The organism is Reyranella sp., assembly GCF_965279465.1.
In the GTDB taxonomy this organism is placed as follows: domain Bacteria; phylum Pseudomonadota; class Alphaproteobacteria; order Reyranellales; family Reyranellaceae; genus Reyranella.
This window is the reverse complement of sequence record NZ_OZ257242.1, coordinates 4,613,934-4,634,523: the sequence shown is the minus strand read 5'-3', so window position 1 is coordinate 4,634,523 and position 20,590 is coordinate 4,613,934. Positions and strand designations below refer to the sequence as shown.

Below are 20,590 nucleotides of genomic sequence, written 5' to 3'. Positions count from 1 at the left end.
GGCTGGCAGGGGAAAATATCGAGCTTGGGAGCGCCTTGATCCCGTGAATGTCGATACGCAACGCGTCAACGTCCAGGCGCCATTGGCTTGGCGTCCACTGAGACCGGACAAGGCAGGGCGTTCACCGGATTGCTGCCATAAGAAAAAATAGATCAAGGAGGAAAGCTCAATGTTTTCGCTGTCACGACTTCGAATCGGGCGGTTCGGTGCCCTTGCCGTCCTGGCAGGGGCTTGGCTCGTCGCCGCCGCGACGCCCGCGGGTGCACAGGAGATGTTTCAACCCCAATGCTTCAAGCCGATGCCGGGGACAACGAAGACCATATCCTATCCCGCGAAGCCCGGCCCCTGGCGCCTGGCGCTGGTGAACGGCTTCGTCGGCAACAGCTGGCGCATCCAGATGATCCAGAGCCTCAAGGCCTGGGCCACTCGTCCCGAGAACGCCAAGAACTTCCGGGAACTCAAGATCGTCAGCACCGGAACCGACGTCGCCGCCCAGATCGCGGCGATCGATAACCTGATCGCGGCCGGCTACGACGGCATCATCTTCATCGCCGTGAGCCCGACGGCCTTCAAGCCCGTGATCGCCCGCGCCAAGCGCGCCGGCACGGTGCTCGCGTCCTTCGACAACGTCGTCGATTCCGAAGAAATCCTGCTGGTCAACGAACCGCAAGTCGAGTTCGAGCAGGTGAAGTCACAGTTCGTCTTCGACAATCTGACAACGAAGCAGGGAAAGGTGCTCGAGGTTCGCGGCCTGCCCGGCAATTCAGTCGATCGCGACCGTTCAATCGGCTTCCACAACGTCTTCGACAAGAAGCCCGGCATCGAATCCGTGACCGTCGTCGGCAACTGGGACGACGGCACCGTCCAGAAGGTCGTCTCCGACGCCGTCGCCACGCACGGACAGTTCATCGGCATGGTGACACAGCACGGCACGACTGGTCTCATGAACGCTTTGAAGGACGCCAAGCATCCCAAAATCCCGGTCGGTGGCGCGGGCGAGAACGGCTCGCTGCGCATGATCCACGACGGCGGCTGGACCAGCATCGCGCGCGTGCAGTCTCCGGCCCTGTCGGTCGTCGCCATGAAGGGTGTCATCGCCCTGCTCGAGGGCAAGAAGCTGCCTCAACACGTCGGCTTGCCAGTCCCGACCCTCTACTCCAAGGACCTGAAGGACGGCGTGAACTACTCCACGTCGTTGCCCGACAACTTCCAGGCGGGCGCCGACTTCAAGGACTGCGATGTCGTCCTGTCCTTCCAGGAACTGCTGAAGCAGACGCCAGACAACAACTGACATCCGCTTGAATGATGTCCGCCGGCTCGCAGCCGGACCACCCGCTGCTTGCGCTTGCCAATGTGGGCAAGCGCTATGGCGGCGTGGTCGCACTCGACGACATTGCCCTCGCCTTGCGCGGGCAGTCGATCCACGCCGTGCTCGGCGAGAACGGCGCGGGCAAGAGCACACTGATCAAGATCATTGGCGGGGTCGTCGCGCCGGACTCGGGCCGGATCAGGATCGACGGCAAGGATGCGGCCTTCCTGGCGCCACGGGACGCGATCGCGAACGGCATCGTATGCGTCTTCCAGGAGCTGTCGCTGATCCCCGATCTTACGGTAGCAGACAACATCTGCATCACGGACCCACCCCGGCGGCTGGGCCTGATCGACCGCCGCGCGCAACTGCGCCGCTCCGAGGAATTGCTGGCGACGATCGGCTGCGAGGACATCAACCCGCGCCTCACCATCAAGGACCTGCCGCTGTCGCGGCGCCAACTCATCGAGATCGCCAAGGCGCTCGGGCGCAACCCGCGCCTGCTCGTCCTCGACGAGGCGACCTCGGCGCTGACGGCAGCGGACGCCCAGCGCGTCTATCGCATCGTCCGCAATCTCCGCGAACGCGGGCTGGCCGTCGTCTACATTTCGCATCGCATGCACGAGATCGAGGAGCTCGCCGATACCTGCACGGTGCTTCGCGGTGGCCGTCTCATCGCAACCTTCGAGAACGGCGAAAGGCGCCCCGAGGAGATTCTGCAGATGATGATCGGCCGCGAGCTCAGCCGCATTTATCCACCGAAGCCCGCGCCGGCCGTCGCGAGGCAAACCATGCTCGATGTTTCGGGCTTCACCTGGACCAACCGGCTCGCCGACGTGACGCTCACGATTGGCCGCGGCGAAATCGTCGGCCTCGGCGGACTCGATGGGCAAGGCCAGCGCGAGCTGCTGCTCGGTCTTTTTGGCGTGCTGCGCGAGACGCGCGGCACGATCAGGGTGGAGGGGCAGGACGTCGCCCTGCGCAGCCCGGCAGATGCGAAGGCCGCCGGGCTGTCGCTCGCTCTGGTGCCCGAGGACCGCAAGAGCGAAGGGCTCATGCTGTCGATGTCGGTGCGCGAGAACATGACGCTCGCTTCCCTGCGACGCGTCTCACGCGGCCTCCTGATCGACCTTGCCGAGGAGACTCGGATCGCGACGCAGGCTGTCCGTGATCTCGCCATCAAGGCCCCTTCCCTCGACAGTCCGGTCGGAAGCCTTTCCGGCGGCAACCAGCAAAAGGTCGTGCTGGCGAAATGGCTGATCAACGAGCCGCGCATCATCCTTCTCAACGATCCGATGCGCGGCATCGACGTCGGCACCAAGCAGGAACTGTATCGCGTGCTGCGCACACTGGCAGACCAGGGCGTCAGCATCCTGTTCTACAGCACGGACCATGATGAGCTGATCGGCATGTGCGACAAGGTCGTCGTGCTCTACCAGGGTCGCGTCGTACGTGAGCTCTCGGGCGAGGCGATAACGGAGGCCAACATCATGGCCGCCTCGTTCAGCCTGCAGCAACCGGCCGTCAACTGAGCCTTGCCCACGAGCGGAGGAGCGCCGGTGCTGAACGATCGGACAAAGGACGGCGGCTTCCCTGCAGGGCATTCCGGTCTCGGCATCTGGCTGCGGCGCTCGCAGGGCCCCGTGCTGGCGTTTGGGTTGTTCATCACGCTCTTCATCGTCTTTCTCACGCTGCATCCGCGCGGGCTGTCGCCGCTCGTCCTCCAGACCGCGGCCAATGAAGGGGCCGCCCTCGCCCTGGTCGCGATGGGGCAAACCTTGCCGGTTCTGACCGGCGGGCTCGATCTCTCGATCGGTCCGATACTCGCGCTCACCAACTGCCTCGCCTCCAATGTCGTCAGCGGATCGCCTGCCGAGGTCGCGCTGGGCATCCTCCTCGTGCTCGCGACCGGCGGGGCCTGTGGCCTGCTGAACGGATTGATCGTGGTCCATGGGCGCATCCAGCCGATCATCGCCACGCTCGCGACGGGCGCCGCCTACACCGGCATCGCCTATCTGTTGCGACCCGTGCCGGGTGGGGAGATCGATGACGCTCTTGGCGAGTTCATGACCGGTACGGTCGCGGGCGTCGTGCCGGTTTCCCTTCTCCTGCTCGCCGCGGCAGCCGGCCTCTGGTGGCTCTTCAAGAGCTCGCCTCTCGGTCGCACTGCCTACGCGGCAGGATCGTCGGAAGCGGCGGCCTACATGTCCGGACTCGACGTCGACAATGCGAAGCTCGCGGCCTATGCGCTGGGCGGGCTGTTCGCCGGCATGGGCGGGCTGTTCCTGGGATTTCAGACGTTGACCGGAGATGCCCAGATCGCCGGCGATTACACGCTGAAGTCCATCGCCGCCGTGGTGATCGGCGGGACCTCGCTGATCGGCGGCAGCGGGGGCGCCGTCGGCTCGATCTTCGGGGCCTATATGCTGCGGACCATAAACGGCGTGCTGTTCTTCGCCGGTGTGTCGCCGCTCACGCAGCCGCTCTACGAAGGTCTCGTGCTGCTGGCCGCCATCGGCATAGGCGGCGCGCGCATCTTCAACGTCAAGAACCGCCTGGAGCTCATGGCCACGCAGGAAGTGAGCCGCGGCGAGCCGACCCGGCGGATTCTTGCGGGCGTGGACAACTCAATCTTCGTCTCGCTTGCAGCGATCGTCCTCATCGTCGCCATCGGCAGCGTCTTCCTGCCTGATTTCCTGTCCGTCAAATACCTCATCCAGCAACTGCGCATTGCCTCGTTCCTGGGCATCATCGCGACCGGGGCGATGGTCGTGATCCTGCTCGGTCACATCGACCTCTCGATACCCTGGACGATGACTGTCGCCGCCATGGTAGCGACGACGGTCACGGGCTTGGGCGGGCCATGGGTCGATTTTGCCATCCCCGCGGGCCTTCTCGTCGGCGTCCTGGTTGGCTTGATCAACGGCATCGGCGTCGGCGTCATCCGCTTGCCATCGATGATCCTGACGCTCGCCGTGAACGCGGTGCTGCTTGGACTGACGGTCGTCTACACTGGTGGCTTCGCGCCCCAGACCAAGGCGTCGCCCCTGATGCGTTGGCTCGGGCGGGAGAGTTCGCTGCTGGGCATACCGAACGTGCTGTGGGTGTGGCTCGCGCTCGGCGTGTTCGTCGTCATGGTGCTGCGCCGAACCGCATTGGGGCGCGCCATCTTCGCCGTCGGCAATCGCGAGATCGCGAGCTATCTGTCGGGTATCCGGACAGGACGGGTGATTTGCACCGCCTTCGTCTTTGCCGGTTTCGCCAGTGCGCTCGGCGGCATCCTGCTCGCCGGCCGTTTCGATCAATCCTATCAGGGCATGGGCAACGACTTCCTGCTGCCCGGCATCGCTGCCGTTGTGATCGGTGGGACGCACATCCTCGGCGGCCGCGGCACCTATCTCGGCACGGTCGCCGGCGTCCTCGTCATCACGCTTTTATCGAGCGTGCTTGCGGTGATGCAGATGCCGGAGGCGAGCCGGCAGATCATCTACGGTGTGGTGATCATCGTGATGCTGCTGCTGACTGCTGCGAGACCAAAGAAGTGACACCATGAAGCTCTAGTCTATTCATGTGTCCCTGCACGACCCGCAGCGGGACCACACCCGGGTGTTTCGGGAGCACCGCGAGGCCATTCTTCTGGCAGCCCATCTTCGGTCAGATAACCGGCGATCGCATCCGATGTGGCGTGTTCAGCAGCGTCGCCGAGGTCGAGGCGCGTTAGAATCGGTGCACTAGAACAGGCCGCCGAACAGCGTTTGGGCGTTGCTTTCGGGTGCAGCGCCAATCAGCGCCACCAGGCCGACAAGAGCAGCCGGCCACCAATCGGCGAGCCGGATGAAGCGGACACGGGGACGTTCCAGCTGAAGCGAAAAGTGAGCGAACATGGCTTGCTTCGTCCCGTCAGTGCCGACTTCAGCTTAACTATCGCTAGAGGAATACATCTCAATAGACTGTTATTCAACAGAAAAAGAAGTTCGAGATAAATACGCCGGCCTGTCGGCAGCCGACGTTAGTCACGTTGCCAGGATCAACTGGCCGCCGCCGAGATGTTGAACTGCAGCTCGGCCAGCCGGGCATAAAGCCCGCCGCGGCGAACCAGCTCGGCGTGGGTGCCGACATCGACCACCCGGCCGCCATCGACGACCACGATCCGATCGGCCTTCTGAACTGTCGCCAGCCGGTGGGCGATCACCAGCGTCGTGCGCCGGTGCATTGCTCGGTCGAGCGCCTGCTGGACAGCAAGCTCGCTCTCGGCGTCGAGGGCGCTGGTCGCTTCGTCGAGCAGCAGGACGACAGGATCGCAGAGGAGCGCCCGGGCCACGGCGATGCGCTGCCGTTGTCCGCCGGACAGGCGCACACCACGTGTGCCGAGATCGGTCGCGAAGCCCTGCGGCAGCGCCTCGATGAAGGCCAGCGCCGAGGCCGCGGCAGCCGCCTCCTTCACCTCCGCGTCGCTCGCGTCGGGCCGGCCATAACGGATGTTCTCGGCGACGCTGGCGGTGAACAGCACCGGCTCCTGCGGGACAATCGCCATGGCCTGCCGCAGGTCGGCTAGGCGCAGGTCCCGGATATTGACGCCGTCAAGACGGATTGCGCCCTTCTCGGGGTCGTAGAAGCGGAGCAGCAAGTTGAAGACCGTCGTCTTGCCCGCCCCCGACGGTCCGACGATCGCCACCGTCTCGCCCGGCGCGATCCTGAGGTCGAAGCCGTCGAGTGCCAGCGATTCCGGCCGTGTGGGATAGCGGAACGACACGTCCTCGAAGGCCACCGCCCCTTGTCCCGGCTTGGGCAGGACCTTGGCCTGCACCGGCTCCAGGATGACCGGCTGCTCGGCACGCAGCTCGGCCAGGCGTTCGGCCGCGCCCGAGGCGCGCTGCAGGTCGCCGATCGTCTCGCTGATCGCGCCGCCCGAGCTTGCCACCAGCACGGCATAGAACACGAAAGCGGACAGGTCGCCCGCCGAGATCTCGCCCGCGATCACGTCCTGGCCGCCCATCCAGAGCAGGAAGCCGACCGCGGCGAAAACGATGAAGATCACCAGCGTGGTCATCAACCCGCGCTGGCCGGTGCGGGCGATGGCGGCATCGAACGCGCGCTCGGTGGCCTGCGCAAACCGTTCGCCGGCGCGGCCCTCCTGCGCGAAGGCCTGGACGGTGCGCACGGCGTCGAGGGTCTCGCCACCTTCCGAGACCATGTCGGCGACGCGCGCCTGGGCCTCGCGCGACAGCTTCCGCACCTTGCGGCCGAAGATGATGATCGGCGCCACCACGATCGGCACCAGTGCCAGCACCCAAAGGGCCAGCTTCGGATTGGTGACGACGAGCATGACGATGCCGCCGACGCACATCAGCGTGTTGCGCAGCGCCACCGAGGCGGAGGAGCCGATCACCTGCTCGATCAGCTGCGCATCCGAGGAGATGCGGCTCATCACATCACCCGAGCGCTTGATCTCGAACCAGGCAGGGCCGAGCCGCACGACATGCGCGAAAAGATCGCGCCGCAGGTCGCCGACCACCCGCTCGCCGAGCCACGACACCAGATAGAAGCGCGTGCCCGAGGCGATCGCCAGCACCAGGGCCACGACCAGCAGCGAGGCCAGCGCGTAATTCAGGATGTCCGGACGGCCTTGCGCGAAGCCGCGGTCGATCAGGGCGCGCAGGCAGGCGCCGAAGGCCAGCACCGTTCCCGCCGCCACCAGCAACGACAGCAGGGCCAACACCAGCCGGCCGCGATGCGGCCGAAGATACGGCCCGAGCAACGCCAGGCCGGCGAAACGGTTCATGCGGGCCGCCATTCCAGGGCGACGCCCAGCTCGTCCGACAGGGTCGACAGCAGGTCGCCCGCGCCGCGCGTGTCCTTCCACAGGCCCGACTCATTGTCGAACGCATAATGCCGGGCGCCCGACTTGGGCGAGCTCAGCCAGATTTGCCGCGTGGGTGCATGTTTATTGACCAGCCAGGTGCCGGCGTCGCCTTGTACGGTCAGCACGCCGCCCTGCAGCTCCGCGTCGCCCTCGGTGCCGATGGCTTCCTCGAGGGACTCCAACAGGCTGTCGGCGAGGCTTGCGAAGGCTTGCTCGGTCACTGGCTCGGTCATGGGCGAAGCCGGTCTACAGGCCCGGCCGGGGCCGGACAACCGGCTTGTAGACGCAGCGTCGGGCCTGTATACCCGCCGCCTTATCGCCCGGGCCGGTCGGAATCGGCCCCTTAAAGGCGCAGGAGTTGGTGATGAAAGACAAGATCCACCCGGATTACCACAAGATCACCGTGTTGATGACGGACGGCACGTCCTTCGAGACGCGGTCGACCTGGGGCAAGGAAGGCGCACAGATGCGTCTCGATATCGACCCCAAGACCCATGCGGCATGGACCGGCGTGCGCCAGAGCATCGATCGCGGCGGCCGCGTGCAGCGCTTCAAGGATCGCTTCGGCGCCGGCGCGGGCTCCCGGTCGGCCAGCAAGCCTGCCGCCGCCGCGCCCGCGACGCCCGCTAAGGACGCCGCCAAGAAGAACTAAGGCGGGGCTTCGGCCCGCCTCTGCTACAGTACCGTTTCCGGAATTTGGGGAGACGGTCTGGTGACATCCGTTCGAGTCGTTTGTGCGCACGATTGCCCCGACATGTGCTCGCTGATCGCGAGCGTCGAGGACGGCAAGGTCGTGCGCGTGCAGGGCGATCCCGACCATCCCTACACGGCGGGCTTCGCCTGCGGGAAGGTCAACCGCGACGCCGACCTGGTGAATTCGCCCGAGCGCATCGCCACGCCGCTGAAGCGCACCGGTCCCAAGGGCGCGGGCCAATTCAAGTCGATCACCTGGGACGAGGCGCTCGACGAGATCACCTCGAAGTGGAAGGCGATCATCGCCGAGAGCGGGCCGCAGGCGATCCTGGGCTACGCCTACTCCGCCCATCAGGGGCTGATGAACCGCGGCCTGGTGAACGGCCTGTTCCATGCGCTCGGCACCTCGCGGCTGCAGGCCGGCACGGTGTGCGACACCTGCTGCGAGGAAGCCTGGAACGTCACGGTCGGCCCGGTCGGCGGCGCCGATCCGGAGGACGTCGTGCATTCCGACCTGGTGATCTCGTGGGGCGCCGATCTCGCCGCGACCAACGTCCACTTCTGGTCGCTGGTCGAGCACACCAAGAAGGCGCGCGCCCTTCCTGTGGTGGTGATCGATCCGCGCCGCACGCGCAGCGCCAAGGCGGCCGATCTCTACCTGCCGATCCGCATCGGCACCGACGCCGCCCTCGCACTCGGCGTGATGCACATCCTAGTGCGCGACAAGCTCGCCGATCGCAACTATCTCTCCAGCCACACCATCGGCTTCGACCGGGTCGAGCGCGACATCCTGCCGAAGTTCACGCCGGCGAAGACGGCAGAGATCACCGGCCTGGCGGTCGCCGACATCGAGAAGCTTGCAGCGATGTACGGCAATGCGAAGGCCGCCCTCATTCGTCTCGGCGAGGGCATGACCCGGCTCGCGAATGGCGGCCAGGCGCTGCGCACCGTCGTGCTGCTGCCGGGCGTCACCGGTCATTATGCCGCGAAGGGCGGCGGCGCCCTCCTCCTCACCGCGGCATCGTGCGATCTCAACTACGGCGCGGTGCGCAAGCCGTCGGGCCCGGCGAGCTCGCGCATGGTGAACCATCTGCGGCTGGGCGAAGAGCTGCTCAACATGAAGGACCCGCCGATCCGCGCGCTTTACGTCTCCGCCAACAACCCGGCGGTGACGTGTCCCGAGGTGCACAAGGTGCAGAAGGGCTTGATGCGCGAGGACCTGTTCACCGTGGTGCACGATCCCTTCCTGACCGACACGGCAAAGTTCGCCGACATCGTGCTGCCGGCGGCGAGCTATCTCGAGACCGACGATCTCTACCGGGCCTACGGTGCCTACTGGATGCAATGGGGCCGCCAGGCCGCCAAGCCACGCGGCGAGGCTCGTTCCAACTTCGACGTGGCGCAGGCGCTCGCCCAGCGCATGGGCCTGACCGACACCATCTTCACCTTGTCGCCCGAGGACGCGGCGAAGGAGCTGTTCAAGGGCTCGACAGGCCCGGCCTCCAAGGCCGAGCCCGCGAAGCTCTTCGCCGGCGAGCCCATCCACATCAAGCACGACTGGAAGGGCCAGCCCTTCGCCACGCCGTCGGGCAAGCTCGAATTCTTCTCCGAGCAGCTCGCCAACATGGGCCTCTCGCCCGTGCCCGACTGGAACCCGGATCCGATCGAAGTGGCCGACGCCGCCCGGTGGCCGCTCCGTCTGCTCACCGCGCCCGGCTACTTCCAGGCGCACACGGCGTTCTCGGGTGTCGGCTTCCTGCGCCAGCGCGAGGGCAAGCCGTTCTGCATCCTGCATCCCGAGGACGCCGCCGCGCGCAACCTCGCCGACGGCGCCACCGTCCGCCTGTTCAACGACCGCGGCGAGATCGGCCTGATCTTGCGCATCAGCGACGAGATCCAGCCCGGCGTCGTGCTCGTGCCCGGCCAACGCCCGATCGGCGAGGCGGTCAGCGGCACGATCAACATGCTGTGCTCCGACCGTTACACCGACATGGGCGAGGGTGCCACGTATCAGAGCACCTTTCTCGATGTCGGAGCGTGGCAGGGTGTACAAGCCGCGGAGTAGAAATTTCTGTCGTCCTGAGCGCAGCGAAGGACCTAGCGCCAAGTCAAAAGGCGTTCTCTGAAGCGGGCGTGAGGTCCTTCGCTACGCTCAGGACGACAGGGTTTGCGCCGCGAGTGCGTTCAACCGCAGCGCCACCACGCAGCCGATGGCGGCCGACACCGCGAAACAGACCGGCACGACGAACGCCACATGCGCCATTGCCTCATGCGGCAATCCGACAGCGAAGCCGGCCGTGTTGGCCGCGAGCCCCGAGAGCGCGGCGCCGAGGGCGAAGCCCATCTGCTGCATCGTGGGGACCGACGACGCGGCGATCGCCTCGTCGCCCTTGCGGGCGCCGCTCATGATGCGTTGCGCGACGAATGCCCAGCAGACGCCGATGCCGACGCCGATCCCGAAGATCGCAAGGTAGAGCACGAGCAGGACGCTATCGGCGAACAGGCCCGCCGCGACAAGCGACACGGCCATCGTGAGCGGGCCGATCAGAATGAAGCGGGCGCGCCACACCTCGGGTGCTCCCGCCGCCAGCAGCGCTGCTGCTGTCCACCCGAGCGAGGCGCAAGCCACGCCGTAACCCGCCGACAGCGGATCGAGGCCGTGCAGGCTCTGCAGAAAGATCGGGATGAAGATCTGCAGCGGGCTGTAGGCGACGGCCACCAGCAGGATCAGCCACATGCCGACTCCGGTCGGCGTCGAGAGGGAGAAGGCGTCGCTCGGGAGCAGCGGCGCCGACGCCTTGCGGTCGAGCCGCAACATCGCCGCGAGCAGAGCGACGGCCAGCGCGATCAGGCCGGCCTTGGCGAGCGGCAGCGACGTGACGGCAGCCGACGAGGCGCTGGCAATCGCCGCGCAGATGAAGGCGAGACGCACACCGGGAAAGCGCGCCCTCCCCGTCGTCACGGGGCGCGTGGACGGCAGCCATCGGAAAGCGCCCACGGTCAGCACGACGGCAATTACCGAAACGGCCACGAACGCGCCGCGCCAGTGGCCGTAGCGCGCGAACACGCCGCCGACCAGCGGACCGACCAGGATCGAGACGCTCCACATGCCCGAGAGCAGCGAGATGGCGCGCGCCCAGGCCGCCTCGGGAAAGGTCGAGCGGACCAGAACGTAGGCGACGCCCGCGATCAGGCCGCCGCCGAAGCCCTGCACGAAGCGGCCCGCGATCACCCAGCCCATCGCCGGCGCGAGCGAGATGAGCACGGCGCCGGCACTGAAGATGGCCGCGCCGGTGCAGTAGGTGTTGCGCGCGCCGAAGGTCGCCGTGATCAGCCCGGCGCAGGTCGCCGCGACGATCGACGAGGCCAGGAACGCAGTGCTCGGCAGGCTCATCAGCGCGGCACCGCCCAACTCGCCGACGATGGTCGGCAGCACGGTGGCCAGCATCAGCACGTTCATCGAATGCAGCAGGATGCCGCCCAGCAGCACGGCAAGAGCTGCCAGCCATTCGCGCCGAAGCAGCACGCCCCAGCCCTGTCGTTCCTCCACGCCCTCTTTCATGGGCGCGGACTATGCCTCAGGCTGGGAGCGCTATCACCGGAGTTGGAGTAAGGCCTTCCGCTGCCGCGCGAAGGGGCGCTGTGTCCATATACACGCGCTCTTCTGCGATCTTCCCGTCGCGCAAACGGAACTTGTCGACGCCGCGCCAGTCGAAACGCCGCCCGCCAGCGGTGCGCGTGTTCTGCCATTCGACGATCACCGTGTCGCCACGCGCCGTCCAGTCGAGCAGCTGCCACACACTGTCGGGCGCGCGCTCCTTCACGAGCTCGGTGAGCCGGCCGAGCTCTTTACCGAGGACCGGCCGGTCGTAGAGCGGCGAGTGCAGCACGCCATCAGGATGCCACAGCGCGAGAAACGCCTCGCCGTCACGCGAGGCCCACGCGGCGGCGAAGCGGGTGATGAAGTCTTGGATTTCAATGTCGGTCATGGCCGCTTCGATAATCCTTGCAGCAATGACCGGCTGGCGACTTTCGGACTCAACGTCTTCTGGGCCGCGAGCATCTCGCTCCCGCATGAGCCTGAGCGAGCGGAACGCTCGCGATCCGGAAGAGCAGGATCAAACGAACCGGTGCTGCGCTCGCTCGCGCTTGGCGAGCTTCGGGACGGCCTGCTCGAGGATCAGGGTCTTGAAGTGCGTCGACTGGCTGTGCTCGGCGAATGCCGCCTCGTCCCGGAAGACTTCGTAGAAGAAGAACTTCGTCGGCTCGATGAGCGACTGGTGGATCTGGAAGGCGAGCACGCCGGGCTCGGCCTGGGCCTGCGGCTGGAACTTCTTGATGATGCCGACGAGCGCGTCGACCTCACCGGGCTGGGCTTCCCAGAATGCGGTGACGATGAGTCCGCTCTTCAGCGTATTGATATCGGCCATGGGACCCTCCTGTTGGTGACGGGAGGGATATAGGTCTGACGCGCCCGCCGTCGTTTCGGCCGGCGCCGAAGCGCTCAGGGCGCTTTCTTCACGTTCCAGAACACCGTCGCCGGCGCTTCCATGTTACCCGACACGTTGGTGCGCATCGCGACCGGCATGTTGAACTGGCCGAGCGGCACGTAGGTCGGATACTCGGACAGCCGCACCTGCAGCGTCTCGGCAATCTCCTTGCGCTTGGCCGGATCGGTGGTGCGCGCGAAGTCGTCGCGCAGCTTCTCGATCTTTTCGTCGCACGGCCAACCGATCGACGCCTTCTCGCACGCCGCGCCGGCGAAGAAGGAGACGACGGGATCGAGGATATCGGTGGTCGCCAGCGTCGTCGTGAAGGCCGACCAGCCACCGGCTGACGGCGGCTCCTTGCGCGAGCGCCGCGCCAGGACGGTCTGCCAATCCGTCGCGATCATCTCGACCTTGAAGCCGCCGCGCTCGAGCGCCGCCTTGGCGACCGGCGCCAACACGCCGGCCGACGTATCCGTTGCATGGAGCAGCACGACCGGCGAGCCGTCATAGCCGGCGGCCTTGAGCAGTTCCTTCGACTTGGCCGCGTCGCCATTGAGCTTGTCCTCCCACCCTTTGAGGGTCGCGAGCGGCGTGCCGCAGCCGAACAGCGCCTTGCACTCCTTCTCGAACTTCGGATTGCCGACGCCGGCGGCAAGGGAGTCCTTCTGGCTCAGCGCATAGAGCACCGCCTGCCGGATCCGCGGATCGTCGAACGGCTTGTGCAGCGTGTTGAAGCGCAAGGCGAAGTGGGTGCCGAGCGGATTGAGGTCGACGATCTTCACGCCCTTGCTCGCCTCGAGCAGCGGCAGCATGTCGAACGGCGGCTGCTGCATCATGTCGATCTCGCCCGCGATCAGCGCATTGATCGAGGTCTGCTTGTCGGGCAGCACCACCCATTCGACGCGATCGAGATAGGGGATCTTGCCGCCGGCCAGGCCGGACGCCGGCTCGGGCCGCGGCTTGTAGTCGGCGAATTTCTCGTAGACCACCTTCTCGCCCGGCCGCCACAGCTCTTTCTTGAAGACGAACGGGCCCGAACCGATGAACTCGGATATCTGCTTCTCCGGCGGCGTCTCGGCGATGCGCTTGGGCATGATGAACGGCACCGACGAGCTGGGCTTGCCCAGCGATTCGAGCACCATGCCGTACGGCTCTTTCAGGATCAGCGCGAAGGTCTTGGCATCGACGACCGCCAGTTCCTTCGTGAACTGCATGAGCTTCTGGCCCATGGCGTCGCGCGCGCCCCAGCGCTTGAGCGAGGCGACGCAATCGTCCGCCGTCACCGGCTGGCCGTCGTGAAACCTGAGCCCGTCGCGCAGCACGAAGGTGTAGGTCAGCTTGTCGTCGCTCACCGTCCACGAGTCCGCCATCTGCGGCTTGACGTTGAGCTCGGCGTCCATCGCCAGCAGCGTGTCGTAGACCATGTAGCCGTGGTCGCGCACGATGTAGGCCGTGGTCCAGATCGGATCGAGGATCTTGAGATCCGACAGCATGACCACGCGCAATGTCGACTGCGCCGACGCCGTGCCCGCCGCCAGCAGCACCGCGATCGCGGTCAGAATCCGAACCAAAGCGCGCATCGGCTTGTCCTCCCTCGGCCCCTCAGCGACTATGCAATCGGCATGCCCGTGGGGGAGTGAATGGCGTCTCGACCGCAATCGATCCGGAACCTGTCGTGGGCCGTCGTGCGCGACGGCGCGGCACGGCGCCATGTCTATCGCCGCGAGGTCGATATCCACCTCAAGGACAGCAAGATCACGGAAATCACGCCGGCCGGTGCGCGTCCCTCCGGCCCGGGCGAGGAGGTGATCGACGGCACGGGCATGCTCGCCCTGCCCGGCCTGATCAACATCCACTCCCATCCGTCGACCGAGCCCGGCTATCGCGGCGTGCGCGAGGACCATGGCGTGCCCGAGCAGCAGATGACCGGGCTGATGGAGCGGCTGCAGGCCTTTCGCCTGGGCAACGACGGACGCCAGGCGGCCGCCACCCTCGCCTACTCCGAGATGATGCGGGCCGGCACGACGATGGCGTGCGACGTCACGGTGCCGTTCGACGGCTGGCTCGAGACCATGGCACAAAGCGGCATGCGCTTCTACGCGGCGCCGACTTTCGCCTCGGCGCGTTGGGGCATGAGCGCGCCGCAGACCGTCACCTGGAAATGGGACGAGGCGCGCGGCCTGGCCGAGTTCGAGACCGCCAAGCGTGTGATGGATGACGCCGAGGCACACAATTCGCGGCGGCTCGATGCGATGGTCTTTCCGGCGCAGATCGACACGGTGACGCCCGCGCTGTTCGCCGCCGGCCGCCAGCATGCCGACGAGTCGGGGCGCGGCTTCTCGACCCACATCTGCCAGTCCGTGGTCGAGGTGCGCGAGATGATCCGTCGCCACAACATGACACCTATCCAATGGGCCGCCGCCAACGGCCTGATGAAGAGCGACACGGTGCTGGCGCACTGCATCCTGCTCGATGATCATCCGCAGATCCGCTGGCACACGTCGAAGGACCTCGACCTGATCGCCGAGTCGGGTGCCTCGGTGGCGCATTGTCCGCAACCCTTCGCGCGCTACGGCCTCGCCATGGATCACGTCGGCCGCTACCGCGCGCGCGGTGTGAATGTCGGGCTGGGCACCGACTGCGCGCCGCACAATCTGATCGAGGAGATGCGGCTGGCGATCGTCGCCGGCCGGCTGATGAGCGAGGACATCCGCAGCCTCGACACCGCCGGCGCCTTCGAGGCGGCGACCTTCGCCGGCGCGGCGGCACTCGGCCGCGACGACATCGGCGCCCTTGCGCCCGGCATGATGGCGGACATCGTGCTGGTCGACATCAACCATCCACTGATGCAGCCGGCGCGCGATCCGCTGCGCTCCTTCGTCTTCCACGCCGCCGATCGCGCCGTGCGCACCGTGCTGGTCGACGGCGAGGTCGTGCTGGCCGAGGGCGAGCCCGTCCATCTCGATCCGAAGGCCGCGATGGAGACGCTCGCCGAAGCCCAGGCACGCATGATCCGGGATGCCCCGAAGATCGATTACGCGCAGCGCGCTGGCGACCAGATCTCGCCCCTGTCGCTCGGAATGTCCTCCGGCGATTGAATCAAAACTTTCCTCCCCAGCGAAGTTGGGGAGGTGGCGCGGTAATCCGCGACGGAGGGTCATGAGCCACAGCATCGGTGCGGCCCATGCCCCCCCGCCCTTCGGGCAGCTCCCCGGCTTCGCCAGGGAGGAATCTCTGGTCCGCTCTGCGTCGCTAGATTCGTCCGAGCAGCATCAGGATGACGATGATGATCAGGATCACGCCGATGACCCCCATGCCGCCGTGGCCATAGCCGTAGCCGTAGCCGCCGAACCGGCCGCTGAAGCCGCCGAGCAGGAAAATGACGAGCAGGATGACGACGATGAGGCCGATGGACATGGCATATTCCTTAGACCGAGGTGGATCACGCGGTGCGCGCGATATACGCGCTCGCGCCCCGAACGTTCCCTCCGGCCGTCGCCTTTCTAGAAATCAGCTGGCAAAAGGTCGTACGCCCCCCTGCGGCCGCGGCCGTAGACCTTGATGGCGGTCCGGTAGATCACATCACGATGGGCATCGAAGGCGCCCAACAGACCAGTCTCGTCGGTCGGCATGCCGGGCTGAAGCTTCGTCAGCGCCTCTTCGCCGACAAAGAACGAGGCTTCCATTGCTCCGTCATGTCCCCAGAAACGGACGGCATGCATCGCCTCGTCGTAGTGGCGGCTCTCGTTGGGAAAACCGAGGGCCATCAGGCGGCGTCCCGCAGGCGCGTCGGAAAGGCCCCGTGGGTTATCGACACCGTCATGCCATGGGGCACCGTCCCGGAGATCTCGACATGACCGCCGAGCTGCTTGGCGAGCGCCTCGACGATGCTCGTCCCGAGGCCCGCGGTCGCCTTATGGGCGCCGCTCGCAGGAGCTCCGACGCCGTCATCCGAAACCGTGAGCCGCCAGCTCGCTTTGGCGACCTCGTAAGAGACGACGATCAGTCCGGTTTCCGAGGGTTGGCCGAAGGCGTGCTTGAGTGCGTTGATCACCAGTTCGGTGACGATCAAGCCGATGCTGACTGCTTTGGTCGACGAGACGTCGGCCTCTCCTGCCTGGACCTCGACCCGTACGTGGCGTTCCTCGCCGATCATCGATGCGGCGAGGGTTTCGCACAGCCGCGAGAGATATGGAGCGATCGGGAATTGCTCGCCGTGTCCGGTGGCCTGCAGGTGCTGCTGCACCGCCGCCACCGACATGACACGCCGGTGAGCGTCATGCAGATGCAGCCGTGTCTCGTCGGACTGTACTGTCCGGGCCTTCAGAAGGAGAATGCTCGCGATGATCTGCAGGCTGTTGGCGACCCTGTGCTGCATCTCCTGCAGCAGCGTCTCCTTCTGCGCCAGCAGGTCGGCCAGGCCGCGCTCGTGGTTACGCCGCTGCGTGATGTCCTCGATCGACAGCAGGATCAGCGCCTGCCCGCTGCCCTCGTAGAACACCGTCCGGGCGTTGAGCACCATGTTGCGCCGGCCGATGGTCGAGAAGACGAGCTCGACCTCGTAGTCTTCCATCACGGTATGCTGGGGCAGAATGCGGTCGAGCAGCAAGCGCAGCTCGGGAATGTCCCATTGACCGTTCCCGAGGACATAGATCGGTCGGCCCTGAACATCGGGGCGGTTCATCTTGAAGGTCGAATAAAACGAGCGGCTCGCCGCGACGACGCGGAGATCCTTGTCGAGCACGAGCAACGGCTCTCGAATCGTGTCCACGATGGCCTGCGCCAGAGCGCGGCTGTCTTCGATACTGCTGAACGGGTCCGGGTCGCTCATGGGATGCCTCCAAATTCGACAAGTACCCGCGCCCGCGCCGCACCCCCGTGCTGGGCAGATTCGCCGGTACCGACGACCTTTGAAGATCCCCGGCCTCCGAGGGGAGGAAAAGGAGCGAGGCCGTGTTTGTCCTAAGGCATACAGGCCCAACGCACGACAGTGTGCGTCAAGCTGATGTGACCCTGCGCTCACCGGCCGATGGAGTCCACCTCTATCGTCAGTGGAAGCTTATGATTGTCGGGGCGCAACTTTGTGACGAACGAGTCGTTGCCCCCCAATACCTTCACATCTTTCATCCCTCGCGAGGATCGATATATGTCGCCTAAGGAACAACAAGAAGAACAAGTCCTGGTCGACGCCGCGGCGCGTGCGGAACGGCGGAGCTACGCGGTCAGCATGGCCGCCGTCGTCAAAAGCCTCACCTCCGCCGAAGCCGCCACAGTCGAGGAACTGGCCGAGGTGAAGGCGGCTGAAGCGGAATCCCGCGCAGCCATCAAGGCTCTGGAAGATTTCCAGCACCACCACTGACGAATCGCCTCCGCCATACGCGTCCGAAAACCGCGAGCGTCTGACCGCCGGCCGTGGAAAAATCCCCGGCATGGAAATACTGGATCGCGAAGCCTGCTATCGGGTCTTCCAGACCCACGATGCCCGTTTCGACGGCCGCATCTTCGTCGGCGTGACCTCGACCGGAATTTACTGCCGGCCAATCTGCCCGGCGCGCACGCCCAAGTTCGAGAATTGCCGCTACTTCGCCTCGGCTGCCGCCGCTCAGGAGGCGGGCTTCCGCCCCTGCCTGCGCTGCCGGCCGGAAACCGCGCCCGAGCTGGCATTCTGGCGCGGCTCGTCCAACACCGTGTCGCGCGCCATGAAACTGATCGCCGAGGGCGCGCTCGACGAGAGCGAGGCCGGCGTCGAGGCGCTGGCCGAGCGGCTGGGCGTCGGCGGCCGCCAGCTGCGGCGGCTGTTCCAGCAGCATCTCGGCGCCTCGCCGATCGCCGTCGCGCAAACCCGGCGCGTGCTGTTCGCCAAGCACCTGATCCACGACACGCGCCTGCCAATGACCGAGGTCGCGCTTTCGGCCGGCTTCGGCAGCGTGCGGCGCTTCAACGAGATCTTCCGCAAGATGTTCGGCCGGCCCCCCAGCGCGCTGCGCCGCGCCAGGAAAGGAAAACGGGGCGGCAGCCCAGCAGCCCACACCGTGGGCGATGCCGTGACGCTCCGCCTCTCCTATCGTCCGCCCTACGACTGGCCCGGCATGCTCGATGCGCTGGGGCTGCGTGCCGACAAGCGGCTCGAATGGATCGAGGACGGGGAGTGGCATCGCCGAATCGAGCTCGACGGCAAGACCGGCAATGTCGCGGTCGCGCATCTGCCGGAACGCCACGCCGTCGCCGTCACCATCGAGTTTCCCGACGTCCGCGCCCTGCCCGCCATTGTCGCACGCGTGAAGCGCGTGTTCGATCTCGGTGCCGACATCGCCACCATCGGCAGCCATCTCGCGCGCGACCCCAGGCTCGCGCCGCTGATCGCCAAGCGGCCTGGCCTGCGCGCGCCGGGCGACTGGGACCGCGAGACGACGGGCGCCTCGCTCGATTCAGATGCGCCACCGGCCTGGCGACCGTGGCACGCCTACGCCGCACAGCATCTCCGGATGGCCAACCATGGTTGAGCCGCTCGACTTCCTGATCGACAGGATCGCGACGCCGATCGGCGAATTGATCGTCATCGCCGATCACGACGGAAGGCTGCGCACCATCGACTGGACCGACCACGAGGCGCGCATGACGCTGCTGCTCGACCGCTATTACGGCAAGGGCGGCTACACGCTGACGCCGAAGCGCGATCCAAGTGGGCTCAGCTCGACGATGCGGCGCTATTTCAAGGACGACATCGGCGTGCTGGCCGACCTGCCGGTCGCCACCACCGGCACGCCCTTCCAGACCAGCGTCTGGCAAGCGCTGCGCAAGATCGAGGGTGGCACCACGATCTCCTATGCCGAGCTCGCGCGCCGCATCGACAAGCCCAGGGCGGTACGGGCGGCGGGTCTGGCCAACGGCCAGAACCCGATCAGCATCGTCGTGCCCTGCCACCGCGTGATCGGCTCTAACGGCAGCCTGACCGGCTACGGCGGCGGGCTCGAGCGAAAGCAATGGCTTCTCAAGCATGAAGGGGTGGCACGATGAGCGACCGGGAAACGCTCGAACAACTGAACCGTGAGTACATCGCCTCGGTCCAGAACGGTGACGTGAAGCGCTTCGGCGAAATCCTGTCCGACGACTTCCTCAACACCAATCCCGATGGCAGCCTGGTCGACAAGGCGGGATTCCTGAAGCAGATCGCGCCTCCGGCCAAGGTCGCAAACCTCGCCTGCCATGACGTGAACGTGCGCGTGATGGGCGATTTCGCGATCATTCACGCCCGGACCAGCTACATCCTGCCGGACGGACGGGCGGGAAATGGCCGCTATACGGACATCTGGGCCCGCCGCGGGGGCCAGTGGTTGTGCGTCGCGGCACAGGTGGCGCGCACCTGACGATCGGCTAATCTGCTCTCCGGATCGGGGAACCGGGGAGCCGAGGAGTGCCTGTCCAGTTCGAGATCGACCATACCGCGCGTTTCGTGACCGTGAGGGCGTATGGCGTCGTGCGTCTTGCGGAAATCCTGGACTACTTCGATGCGCTGGTCGTGCAGAACGCGATGCCCTATCCGAAGCTGTTCGATGCGCGCGAAGCGGACCCCGATCTGACCAACGACGACGTCATGACCCTGGGCGCACGGGTCAGCGCCTATGCCGCTATGGACCCGCGCGGCCCGGTCGCCGCCGTGGCGGTCACGAAGAAGGCCAGCGCCATCCTCCAACGCTTCATGAATCTCGGCGGCGCGCAACGGCCGATGAGGCTCTTCTCGACCATCGAGGAAGCGCGCGCCTGGCTCGTGTCGTTGGGTTAGCTGCGCCGCGAACGCGACATCGCGGGTTGTTCGTGGACCGACGCTCGGCATAATAGCCGCCGAGATTCCAGCCCGATGCCGATTCGCTTTACGATCGATCACGCCAAACGCTTCGTCCATGCCCGCGCCGAAGGTGAGATCTCGTTGATCGATATCGAGGGCTTCTCCGACGCCGTAATGGTCGACAACGCGATGCCCTACCGCAAGCTGTTCGACGGCCGGGGCGCTTACGGCAAATACGATGACCACGACATGATGATGCTGGCTGCGCGGGTCAGCGCCTATGCCGCCGTCGAGAAACGCGGCGCGCTCGCCCTCGTGCCGTCTCCCGAGTATTTGGAGATGGCGGCCCGCTTCATCAATCTCGGCAAGTCGGGCCGCCCGGCTCGCGCGTTCCTCGACCCCGACGAAGCCCTGCGCTGGCTCGAAGCGCAACCCGAAGCGTGATCACG

At 66.2% G+C, this 20,590-nt stretch carries 21 protein-coding genes and 1 pseudogene; 12 read left to right on the top strand and 10 right to left on the bottom strand.

What is annotated here, in order from left to right; all coding sequences use genetic code 11:
* The first annotated feature begins 169 nt into the window (after positions 1–169).
* Genes ACQY8M_RS22535 through ACQY8M_RS22525 form a run of 3 tightly spaced genes read left to right on the top strand, consistent with a single transcriptional unit; the run spans position 170 to position 4,854 of the window.
* Positions 170–1,291, top strand: coding sequence for a sugar ABC transporter substrate-binding protein (locus ACQY8M_RS22535; protein WP_428659957.1), 1,122 nt, complete (start codon positions 170–172; stop codon positions 1,289–1,291).
* 11 nt (positions 1,292–1,302) lie between these two features.
* Positions 1,303–2,841, top strand: a complete 1,539-nt coding sequence (locus ACQY8M_RS22530; RefSeq protein ID WP_428659954.1) for a sugar ABC transporter ATP-binding protein — start codon at positions 1,303–1,305, stop codon at positions 2,839–2,841.
* 27 nt (positions 2,842–2,868) lie between these two features.
* Positions 2,869–4,854, top strand: coding sequence for an ABC transporter permease (locus ACQY8M_RS22525; protein WP_428659951.1), 1,986 nt, complete (start codon positions 2,869–2,871; stop codon positions 4,852–4,854).
* A 186-nt stretch (positions 4,855–5,040) separates the two neighbouring features.
* Here the strand turns inward: ACQY8M_RS22525 and ACQY8M_RS22520 are convergent, their stop codons facing one another.
* The 3 genes from ACQY8M_RS22520 to cyaY all read right to left on the bottom strand — a co-directional run bounded on the left by ACQY8M_RS22520 (position 5,041) and on the right by cyaY (position 7,405).
* The gene (locus ACQY8M_RS22520; protein ID WP_428659948.1) at positions 5,041–5,193 is read right to left on the bottom strand and encodes a hypothetical protein; all 153 of its coding nucleotides are present in this window, start codon (positions 5,191–5,193) and stop codon (positions 5,041–5,043) included.
* Between the two features lie 143 nt (positions 5,194–5,336).
* Positions 5,337–7,091, bottom strand: a complete 1,755-nt coding sequence (locus tag ACQY8M_RS22515; RefSeq protein WP_428659945.1) for an ABC transporter transmembrane domain-containing protein — start codon at positions 7,089–7,091, stop codon at positions 5,337–5,339.
* A complete protein-coding gene (cyaY, locus tag ACQY8M_RS22510) occupies positions 7,088–7,405 on the bottom strand; it encodes an iron donor protein CyaY (protein ID WP_428659943.1) in 318 nt (105 codons plus the stop codon). Before cyaY ends, ACQY8M_RS22515 begins: the two co-directional genes overlap by 4 nt.
* 131 nt (positions 7,406–7,536) lie before the next feature.
* Between cyaY and rpmE the strand changes: the two are divergent.
* Positions 7,537–7,740: pseudogene (gene rpmE, locus ACQY8M_RS22505) on the top strand (50S ribosomal protein L31); the annotation flags it as partial.
* Between the two features lie 144 nt (positions 7,741–7,884).
* The gene (locus tag ACQY8M_RS22500) at positions 7,885–9,930 is read left to right on the top strand and encodes a molybdopterin-containing oxidoreductase family protein (protein WP_428659940.1); all 2,046 of its coding nucleotides are present in this window, start codon (positions 7,885–7,887) and stop codon (positions 9,928–9,930) included.
* A gap of 87 nt (positions 9,931–10,017) precedes the next feature.
* Here ACQY8M_RS22500 and ACQY8M_RS22495 read toward each other — a convergent pair whose 3' ends face one another.
* From ACQY8M_RS22495 to ACQY8M_RS22480, 4 genes are all read right to left on the bottom strand, one after another.
* On the bottom strand, positions 10,018–11,427 hold the full coding sequence (locus tag ACQY8M_RS22495) for an MFS transporter (protein WP_428659937.1): 1,410 nt from the start codon (positions 11,425–11,427) through the stop codon (positions 10,018–10,020).
* Between the two features lie 16 nt (positions 11,428–11,443).
* A complete protein-coding gene (locus ACQY8M_RS22490) occupies positions 11,444–11,854 on the bottom strand; it encodes a nuclear transport factor 2 family protein (RefSeq protein WP_428659934.1) in 411 nt (136 codons plus the stop codon).
* A gap of 129 nt (positions 11,855–11,983) precedes the next feature.
* On the bottom strand, positions 11,984–12,295 hold the full coding sequence (locus ACQY8M_RS22485; protein ID WP_428659931.1) for a putative quinol monooxygenase: 312 nt from the start codon (positions 12,293–12,295) through the stop codon (positions 11,984–11,986).
* 74 nt (positions 12,296–12,369) lie between these two features.
* Positions 12,370–13,935: an ABC transporter substrate-binding protein gene (locus tag ACQY8M_RS22480; RefSeq protein ID WP_428659929.1), complete on the bottom strand. Its 1,566-nt coding sequence runs from the start codon at positions 13,933–13,935 to the stop codon at positions 12,370–12,372.
* Positions 13,936–13,995: 60 nt separating this feature from the next.
* On the opposite strand from ACQY8M_RS22480, the gene ACQY8M_RS22475 reads away from it, so the two are divergent.
* Positions 13,996–15,453 carry an amidohydrolase family protein gene (locus tag ACQY8M_RS22475; protein WP_428659926.1) on the top strand — a complete coding sequence of 486 codons (1,458 nt, stop codon included), beginning with the start codon at positions 13,996–13,998 and terminating at the stop codon, positions 15,451–15,453.
* A 154-nt stretch (positions 15,454–15,607) separates the two neighbouring features.
* On the opposite strand, the gene ACQY8M_RS22470 is transcribed toward ACQY8M_RS22475, so the two are convergent.
* The 3 genes from ACQY8M_RS22470 to ACQY8M_RS22460 form a co-directional block, all read right to left on the bottom strand.
* On the bottom strand, positions 15,608–15,772 hold the full coding sequence (locus ACQY8M_RS22470) for a DUF3309 family protein (protein WP_428659923.1): 165 nt from the start codon (positions 15,770–15,772) through the stop codon (positions 15,608–15,610).
* A gap of 86 nt (positions 15,773–15,858) precedes the next feature.
* Positions 15,859–16,122 carry a DUF1488 domain-containing protein gene (locus ACQY8M_RS22465; protein ID WP_428659920.1) on the bottom strand — a complete coding sequence of 88 codons (264 nt, stop codon included), beginning with the start codon at positions 16,120–16,122 and terminating at the stop codon, positions 15,859–15,861.
* Positions 16,122–17,186 carry a sensor histidine kinase gene (locus ACQY8M_RS22460; RefSeq protein ID WP_428659918.1) on the bottom strand — a complete coding sequence of 355 codons (1,065 nt, stop codon included), beginning with the start codon at positions 17,184–17,186 and terminating at the stop codon, positions 16,122–16,124. Before ACQY8M_RS22460 ends, ACQY8M_RS22465 begins: the two co-directional genes overlap by 1 nt.
* Positions 17,187–17,501: 315 nt before the next feature.
* Between ACQY8M_RS22460 and ACQY8M_RS22455 the strand changes: the two genes are divergently transcribed.
* The 6 genes from ACQY8M_RS22455 to ACQY8M_RS22430 all read left to right on the top strand — a co-directional run bounded on the left by ACQY8M_RS22455 (position 17,502) and on the right by ACQY8M_RS22430 (position 20,585).
* Positions 17,502–17,714 carry a hypothetical protein gene (locus ACQY8M_RS22455; RefSeq protein WP_428659915.1) on the top strand — a complete coding sequence of 71 codons (213 nt, stop codon included), beginning with the start codon at positions 17,502–17,504 and terminating at the stop codon, positions 17,712–17,714.
* Positions 17,715–17,784: 70 nt separating this feature from the next.
* Positions 17,785–18,858 (top strand): bifunctional transcriptional activator/DNA repair enzyme AdaA, encoded by a 1,074-nt coding sequence (locus tag ACQY8M_RS22450; protein WP_428659913.1) that lies wholly within the window; start codon positions 17,785–17,787, stop codon positions 18,856–18,858.
* On the top strand, positions 18,851–19,372 hold the full coding sequence (ogt, locus tag ACQY8M_RS22445; protein ID WP_428659910.1) for a methylated-DNA--[protein]-cysteine S-methyltransferase: 522 nt from the start codon (positions 18,851–18,853) through the stop codon (positions 19,370–19,372). The genes ACQY8M_RS22450 and ogt overlap by 8 nt, the downstream gene beginning before the upstream one ends.
* The gene (locus ACQY8M_RS22440; protein ID WP_428659908.1) at positions 19,369–19,722 is read left to right on the top strand and encodes a nuclear transport factor 2 family protein; all 354 of its coding nucleotides are present in this window, start codon (positions 19,369–19,371) and stop codon (positions 19,720–19,722) included. Before ogt ends, ACQY8M_RS22440 begins: the two co-directional genes overlap by 4 nt.
* A 47-nt stretch (positions 19,723–19,769) precedes the next feature.
* Positions 19,770–20,138 (top strand): hypothetical protein, encoded by a 369-nt coding sequence (locus ACQY8M_RS22435; RefSeq protein ID WP_428659905.1) that lies wholly within the window; start codon positions 19,770–19,772, stop codon positions 20,136–20,138.
* Between the two features lie 75 nt (positions 20,139–20,213).
* Positions 20,214–20,585: a hypothetical protein gene (locus ACQY8M_RS22430; RefSeq protein WP_428659902.1), complete on the top strand. Its 372-nt coding sequence runs from the start codon at positions 20,214–20,216 to the stop codon at positions 20,583–20,585.
* The last annotated feature ends 5 nt before the right edge of the window (positions 20,586–20,590 follow it).